At 69.6% G+C, this 7,580-nt stretch carries 7 protein-coding genes and 1 rRNA gene; all 8 read left to right on the forward strand.

The features are described 5' to 3' along the window. Nucleotides 1-921 carry an ornithine carbamoyltransferase gene (argF, locus tag LV79_RS27700; protein ID WP_253841165.1) on the forward strand — a complete coding sequence of 307 codons (921 nt, stop codon included), beginning with the start codon at nucleotides 1-3 and terminating at the stop codon, nucleotides 919-921. Further along, on the forward strand, nucleotides 918-1,454 hold the full coding sequence (locus tag LV79_RS27705; RefSeq protein WP_253841166.1) for an arginine repressor: 537 nt from the start codon (nucleotides 918-920) through the stop codon (nucleotides 1,452-1,454). Before argF ends, LV79_RS27705 begins: the two co-directional genes overlap by 4 nt. Continuing rightward, the gene (locus LV79_RS27710) at nucleotides 1,447-2,643 is read left to right on the forward strand and encodes an argininosuccinate synthase (RefSeq protein ID WP_253841167.1); all 1,197 of its coding nucleotides are present in this window, start codon (nucleotides 1,447-1,449) and stop codon (nucleotides 2,641-2,643) included. Before LV79_RS27705 ends, LV79_RS27710 begins: the two co-directional genes overlap by 8 nt. Before the next feature lie 72 nt (nucleotides 2,644-2,715). Beyond that, nucleotides 2,716-4,158 carry an argininosuccinate lyase gene (gene argH, locus LV79_RS27715; RefSeq protein ID WP_285470687.1) on the forward strand — a complete coding sequence of 481 codons (1,443 nt, stop codon included), beginning with the start codon at nucleotides 2,716-2,718 and terminating at the stop codon, nucleotides 4,156-4,158. Beyond that, the gene (locus LV79_RS27720) at nucleotides 4,131-4,856 is read left to right on the forward strand and encodes a hypothetical protein (RefSeq protein WP_253841168.1); all 726 of its coding nucleotides are present in this window, start codon (nucleotides 4,131-4,133) and stop codon (nucleotides 4,854-4,856) included. Before argH ends, LV79_RS27720 begins: the two co-directional genes overlap by 28 nt. Next, nucleotides 4,838-5,476 (forward strand): DNA-3-methyladenine glycosylase, encoded by a 639-nt coding sequence (locus LV79_RS27725; RefSeq protein WP_253841169.1) that lies wholly within the window; start codon nucleotides 4,838-4,840, stop codon nucleotides 5,474-5,476. Before LV79_RS27720 ends, LV79_RS27725 begins: the two co-directional genes overlap by 19 nt. Nucleotides 5,477-5,524: 48 nt before the next feature. Further along, nucleotides 5,525-6,799 carry a tyrosine--tRNA ligase gene (gene tyrS / locus LV79_RS27730; RefSeq protein WP_253841170.1) on the forward strand — a complete coding sequence of 425 codons (1,275 nt, stop codon included), beginning with the start codon at nucleotides 5,525-5,527 and terminating at the stop codon, nucleotides 6,797-6,799. A 596-nt stretch (nucleotides 6,800-7,395) separates the two neighbouring features. Next, a 16S ribosomal RNA gene (locus LV79_RS27735) occupies nucleotides 7,396-7,580 on the forward strand; the annotation flags it as partial.

Here is a 7,580-nt window from a genome sequence, read left to right on the forward strand (position 1 = left end):
ATGGTCCGGCACTTCCTGCGCGACGACGACCTGACCCCGGCCGAGCAGAACGACATCCTCGACCTCGCCCTGCGGCTCAAGGCCGACCCGCTGACCCACCGCCCGCTCGCGGGCAAGGCGGTCGCCGCGATCTTCGAGAAGAACTCCACCCGCACCAGGGTGTCCTTCGAGGTCGGCGTCGCCCAGCTCGGCGGCACCTCGGTCATCGTCGACGGCCGCACCATGCAGCTGGGCCGCGAGGAGACCATCGAGGACACCTCCCGGGTGCTCTCGCGCTACGTCGACGTCGTCGTCTGGCGCACCTACGCCCAGAAGCGCATCGAGGCCATGGCCTCGGCCTCCCGCATCCCCGTGGTCAACGCGCTCACCGACGAGTTCCACCCCTGCCAGGTCCTCGCCGACCTGATGACCATCCGCGAGCGGCACGGCGCGCTCGCGGGCGTCACCGCCACCTACCTCGGCGACGGCGCCAACAACATGGCGCACTCCCTGCTGCTCGGCGGCGCCACCGCGGGCATGCACGTGCGCGTCGTCGCCCCGGTGGGCTTCGAGCCCCGCCCCGACATCCTCGTCGACGCCACCAAGCGCGCCGAGGAGACCGGCGGCTCGATCACCGTCCTCGACGACCCGCGCGCCGCCGTCGACGGCTCCGACGTGCTGGTCACCGACACCTGGACCTCCATGGGCCAGGAGAACGACGGCCGCGACCGGGTCAGCTCGTTCCGCAAGCTGCGCGTCGACGCGGACCTGCTCGGCCACGCCGCCCCCGGCGCCATCGTGCTGCACTGCCTGCCCGCGCACCGCGGCTGGGAGATCACCGACGAGGTGCTCGACGGCCCGGCCAGCGCCGTCTGGGACGAGGCGGAGAACCGGCTGCACGCGCAGAAGGCCCTGCTCAGCTGGCTGGTGACGCACCCGTGACCACCTCGGCCGCGACCAGGGCCGCCCGCCAGGCCCGCATCGTCGAACTCGTCAGCGACCGGGCCATCCGCAGCCAGACCGAGCTGGCCACGCTGCTGCACGCCGAGGGCATCGAGGCCACCCAGGCCACCCTCTCGCGCGACCTCGACGAGCTCGGCGCGGTCAAGCTGCGCGGCCACGACGGCGGCGCCCCGGTCTACGTGATCCCCGAGGACGGCAACCCGGTGCGCGGCGTGCAGGGCGGCACCTCGCGGCTGACCAGGCTGCTCGCCGAGCTGCTCGTCTCCGCCGACGGCTCGGCCAACCTGACCGTGCTGCGCACCCCGCCCGGTGCCGCGCAGTTCTTGGCCAGCGCGATCGACCGGGCCGCACTGCACGAGGTCGTCGGCACCATCGCGGGCGACGACACCCTCATGGTCATCTGCCGCGAACCGGTGACCGGCCTCGACCTGGCCGACCGGTTCACCGCGATGGCCGCCCGCACGCCCGCGAGCACCCAAGACCTGGCAAAACGAGGAGAGAACAATGAGTGACAGGGTGGTCCTGGCCTACTCCGGTGGGCTTGACACGTCGGTGGCGATCGGCTGGATCGCCGAGGAGACCGGCGCCGAGGTCGTCGCGGTGGCGGTCGACGTCGGCCAGGGTGGCGAGGACCTGGACACCATCCGCAAGCGGGCACTGGAGTGCGGCGCGGTGGAGGCCGTGGTCGCCGACGCGCGCGACGAGTTCGCCGAGCAGTACTGCCTGCCCGCGCTGCAGGCCAACGCCCTCTACCAGGACCGCTACCCGCTGGTCTCCGCGCTGTCGCGGCCGGTGATCGTCAAGCACCTGGTCGAGGCCGCGAAGTACCACGGCGCGGGCACCGTCTCGCACGGCTGCACCGGCAAGGGCAACGACCAGGTCCGCTTCGAGGTCGGCATCGGCGCCCTCGCCCCCGACCTCAAGGTCATCGCCCCGGTCCGCGACTTCGCCTGGACCCGGGAGAAGGCCATCGCCTGGGCCGAGGACCGCAACCTGCCCATCGACGTGTCGAAGAAGTCGCCGTTCTCCATCGACCAGAACGTCTGGGGCCGCGCGGTCGAGACCGGCTTCCTCGAGGACATCTGGAACGCCCCCACCGAGGACGTCTACGACTACACCGCGAACCCGGCCGAGCCGCGCGACGCCGACGAGGTCGTCATCACCTTCGACAAGGGCGTCCCGGTCGCCATCGACGGTGAGACCGTGACCGTGCTGCAGGCCATCCAGGAGCTCAACCGGCGCGCGGGCGCCCAGGGCGTCGGTCGGCTCGACATCGTCGAGGACCGCCTGGTCGGCATCAAGAGCCGCGAGGTCTACGAGGCGCCGGGCGCGATCGCGCTGATCACCGCCCACCAGGAGCTGGAGAACGTCACCGTCGAGCGCGACCTGGCCCGCTTCAAGCGCGGCGTCGAGCAGCGCTGGGCCGAGCTGGTCTACGACGGCCTGTGGTTCTCCCCGCTCAAGGAGGCGCTGGACACCTTCATCGCCCGCAGCCAGGAGTACGTCACCGGCGACGTCCGGCTCGTGCTGCACGGTGGCCGCGCCGTGGTCAACGGCCGCCGCTCCGAGCAGGCGCTCTACGACTTCAACCTCGCCACCTACGACGAGGGCGACACCTTCGACCAGTCGCTGGCCAAGGGCTTCATCCAGCTCTGGGGCCTGCCGTCGAAGATCGCCGCCAAGCGCTCCCTGCACCACTGACCAGTTGACTGCCCGGGCGCGGTAGACCTACCCACCGCGCCCGGGTCTCTTAGTTCTAGGAAGGACAGTTCGTTGTCTGAGCAGGAACCCCGGCTGCAGGAACCCACCTCGTTGTGGGGTAGTCGGTTCAGCTCCGGTCCCGCCGAGGCCATGGCCGCGTTGAGCCTGTCGCTGCACTTCGACTGGCGACTGGCCCGCTACGACATCGCGGGTTCCCGAGCGCACGCGCGCGTCCTGCACCGCGCGGGACTGCTCACCGACACCGAGCTGACCGGCATGCTCGACGCCCTCGACACCCTCGAGCGCGACGTCGTCGACGGCACCTTCACCTCCGTGCCCGCCGACGAGGACGTGCACACCGCGCTCGAACGCGGCCTCATCGACCGCGCGGGCCCGGCGCTGGGCGGCAAGCTCCGCGCGGGCCGCTCCCGCAACGACCAGATCGCCACCCTGGGCCGCATGTACCTGCGCGACGCCGCCCGGCTCATCGCGGGCGGTGTCCTCGACGTCGTCACGGCCCTGCTCAGCCAGGCCGACCGGCACCCGAACGCGCCCATGCCCGGCCGCACCCACCTGCAGCACGCCCAGCCCGTGCTGCTGGCGCACCACCTGCTCGCGCACACCCAGGCCCTGCTGCGCAACGTCGACCGCCTCCAGGACTGGGACCGCCGCACCGCCGTCTCGCCCTACGGCTCCGGCGCGCTCGCGGGCTCCTCGCTCGGGCTCGACCCGGCCGCCGTCGCCGAGGAACTGGGCTTCGACGCCCCCGTCGAGAACTCCATCGACGGCACCGCCTCGCGCGACTTCGCCGCCGAGTTCGCCTTCGTGGTCGCCATGATCGGCGTCGAGCTGTCCAAGGTCGCCGAGGAGGTGATCATCTGGACGACCGCCGAGTTCGGCTACGCCACCCTCGACGACGCCTGGTCCACCGGCAGCTCGATCATGCCGCAGAAGAAGAACCCCGACGTCGCCGAGCTGGCCAGGGGCAAGTCCGGCCGGATGATCGGCAACCTCGCTGGCCTGCTGGCCACCCTCAAGGCCCAGCCGCTGGCCTACAACCGGGACCTGCAGGAGGACAAGGAGCCGGTCTTCGACTCCATCGCCCAGCTCGAGCTGCTGCTGCCCGCGATGGCCGGGATGCTCGGCACGCTGACCTTCGACACCGACCGGCTCGCCGCGCTGGCCCCCGCGGGCTTCAGCCTGGCCACCGACGTCGCCGAGTGGCTCGTCCGCGCGGGGGTGCCCTTCCGCGACGCGCACGAGGCCGCCGGGGCGTGCGTGCGCGCGGCCGAGGCCCGGGGCGTCGGCCTCGAGGACCTCACCGACGCCGAGTTCGCGTCGATCAGCCCGGCGCTGACTCCCGAGGTGCGGGACGTGCTGACCGTGGCAGGCTCGATCGCCTCGCGCGACGCGTACGGTGGGACCGCGCCGCGGCGGGTCGCGGAGCAGCGGGACCGGGTCGTACGACGAGTCGAGGAGTACCGGGCGTGGTCGGAGCAGGTCATCCGGAAGTAACCCGGGTTCTGTTCGTCGGCAACAGCTTCACCTACTTCCACAACCTCCCCGAGCTGGTGGTCGCCCTCGCGCGACCCGACCGCGCCGTGTCGGTGGCGATGTTCGCCGAACCCGGCGCGGTCCTCGGGGAGACGTGGGCGAGCGGAGCGCCGTCGAACGCCTTGCGCGAGGGCGGCCACTACGTCGTCCTGCAGGAGCAGAGCACTCTAGGCGGCGACCTGGTGGTCGACGGCATACCGCGACCGCAGGACCCCGCCAAGTTCCACGCCTCTGTGCGCACTGCCGTAGCGGACATCGTCAGCGCCAACGCCACCCCAGCGCTCTACATGACCTGGGCCAGGCAGGACGACCCTGGCGCTCAGCAAGCACTCACCGACGCCTACGCCTCTATCGGCAAGGAGTTGGGCGTCGCTGTCTCGCCGGTGGGCATCGCGTGGCAGACAGCGCTAACGGAACGGCCGGACTTGGTCCTCCACGACGAGGACGCCAGCCACCCCGCCCCAGCGGGCTCTTACCTTGCCGCGTGCGTTCTGACGGCGACCCTCTTCGGCCTAGACCCCCGAGGGCGCGTCCATCGCGTTACCGGCCAGGCCATCGACTCCGAAGGTGTCTGGGGCGAGCCCGACAGCACGCTGATCGACCTGCCGGAAGCCGACGCCGCCTACCTCCAGGACGTCGCGTGGCGAACCGCCTGTTGACTCGCGAAGAGCTCGCGATCGACCCCGTGGAGGCCGCCAAGCTCATCCTCGGCGCTGTCCTCGAAGCGGATAGCCCTGACGGCACCGTCCGTGTCCGTGTCGTCGAGGTAGAGGCCTACCGAGGTGGGGACGACCCCGCGTCCCACTGCTACCGCGGTAAGACCCCGCGCAACGAGGTCATGTTCGGCCCGGCCGGCTACCTCTACGTGTACTTCGTCTACGGGATGCACTTCTGCGCCAACGTGGTCTCCCTGACCGACGGCGTACCCGGTGCCGTCCTCCTCCGAGCCGGTGAGGTCATCGACGGCGTGGACATCGCACGCGCGCGACGACCCGCATCCCGCTCGGACGCCGAACTCGCCAAGGGGCCCGCGCGGCTCACCTCCGTGCTCGGCCTCAACGCCGCGCACAACGGGATAGACCTGACGGACCCGAACTCACCGGTTCGCCTCCACGAGGGCGAGCGCGTCGCACCAGAGGACGTCCGGGTAGGACCGCGTGTAGGCGTGGCCGTCGCCATCGACGTCCCGTGGCGGTTCTGGGTCAACGGCTCGAAGGCGGTCAGCGCATACCGCCGTGGCGGCAAGAGGGGCGTCGTGCGGGTCGTACCTGGCCCTTAGCGCAAACCCGGTGGTTGGCGGCGAGCGCCGCGAGGGAAGATAGCCGCCGTGAGTGAACACATCCTCGACGAGTTGACCTGGCGCGGCCTGATCGCGCAGTCCACCGACCTCGACGCCCTGCGCAAGGACCTCGACGCGGGCCCACTCACCCTCTATGCGGGCTTCGACCCCACGGCACCCAGCCTGCACGCGGGCAACCTCGTCCCGCTGCTCATGCTGCGCCGCTTCCAGCGCGCCGGTCACCGTCCGATCGTGCTCGCCGGTGGCGCTACCGGCATGATCGGCGACCCGCGCGACACCGGTGAGCGGACGCTCAACACGCTCGACGTGGTCGCGGAGTGGGCCGAGCGCATCCGCGGTCAGCTGGAGCGGTTCGTGGACTTCGACGACTCGCCGACCGGCGCGGTGGTGACCAACAACCTCGACTGGACCCGCGACGTGTCCGTCCTGGACTTCCTGCGCGACGTCGGCAAGCACTTCTCGGTCAACGTCATGCTCGCCAGGGAGACCGTCAAGCGCAGGCTCGAGTCCGATGGCATGTCCTACACCGAGTTCAGCTACCTGCTCCTGCAGTCGCACGACTACCTGCGGTTGCACCAGAGCCACGGCTGCAAGCTCCAGGTGGGCGGCTCGGACCAGTGGGGCAACATCATCGGCGGGGTAGAGCTAACGCGCCGCATGGCCGGAGCCTCCGTGCACGCGCTCACCGCGCCGCTCGTGACCGACGCCGAGGGACGCAAGTTCGGCAAGTCCACCGGCGGCGGCAACATCTGGCTCGACCCGGCGCTGACCTCCCCGTACGCCTGGTACCAGTACTTCGTGAACGTGGGCGACGCCGACGTCTTGCGTTACCTGCGCCTGTTCACCTTCTTGAGCCAAGAGGAGATCGAGGCCCTGGCCCAGGACACCGCTGAACGCCCTCACCTGCGGTCCGCGCAGAAGCGCCTGGCCGAGGAGTTCACGACCCTCGTGCACGGCGAGCGGGAGACCAACCAGGTGAAGGCCGCGAGCCATGCCCTCTTCGGCAGGGGGGAGCTGGCGGAGCTGGACCTGTCGACGCTGGACGCCGCCATGGCCGAGGCCCCGACCGGCACCGCCCGGCTGTCGGAGGCACCGACGATCGTGGACCTGCTGGTCGCGTCCGGTCTCGCGGACAGCAGGGGAGTGGCGCGCCGGACGGTCAACGAGGGTGGCGCCTACGTGAACAACGCCAAGGTCACCGACGAGGCGTGGACCCCGGCGCAGGCGGACCTGCTGCACGACAAGTGGCTGGTGCTGCGCCGTGGCAAGCGGAATACGGCGGGGGTCCAGGTCCAGGCCTGAGCCCATCCGAGTGGTCCTCCCGTGGCCGTCGACCTGCCAAGGTCGGCGGCCACGAGCGTTTCCGCAGGTCAGAGCGCGCTTGGCGGTCCTCACCGCACCGGATGAGAGAAAGTTGACGTGACGGCGGTCACATACACACGGCTCTGGGGGTGGGTTACGGTGGTTTTGCGGCCCGACACAGGGGTGGTGACCTGCGGTTTCACCCTGTGGTGGGTTCCTGTGGGTGCGATTTGACCCTGGGTTTGTGGCCGTGTAACTTTCTCTCTGTCAGCGCGACACGGGCCGGGAAAACCGGAACGAGCGCCAGACGGAGCAAGGCCTCGAATCAGACTTCCGAGGGGCGCGAACCAAGCTCCCACCGCAGGGTGGTAGAGTGGGTGCACTCGAAGGTTTCGAGACACAAGCCAAGAAGTGCCCAGCCTCTAGTGGCACCGCTCGAACGCGGTTGATCTGGATGTGCGTGTGTTGTTTGAGAACTCAACAGTGTGCCGATTTAAGCCAGTAGAGCTTGAATGATTGAACCCCATTTGTGGGTTCCTTTGAGATGAATATGATGCCAGTTTGGTGTCTGTTTGTCAGGTATTACTCTTAAAGCATCTTTGGAGAGTTTGATCCTGGCTCAGGACGAACGCTGGCGGCGTGCTTAACACATGCAAGTCGAGCGGTAAGGCCCTTCGGGGTACACGAGCGGCGAACGGGTGAGTAACACGTGGGTAATCTGCCCCATACTCTGGGATAAGCCCGGGAAACTGGGTCTAATACCGGATATGACCCTGCACCG

This window comes from Actinokineospora globicatena (genome assembly GCF_024171945.1).
GTDB lineage: Bacteria > Actinomycetota > Actinomycetes > Mycobacteriales > Pseudonocardiaceae > Actinokineospora > Actinokineospora globicatena.

Bases quoted from the DNA above. Each gene is read 5' to 3' on its own strand.
- LV79_RS27710 (WP_253841167.1), top strand. From the start codon at position 1,447: ATGAGTGACAGGGTGGTCCTGGCCTACTCCGGTGGGCTTGACACGTCG.
- argF (WP_253841165.1), top strand. From the start codon at position 1: ATGGTCCGGCACTTCCTGCGCGACGACGACCTGACCCCGGCCGAGCAG.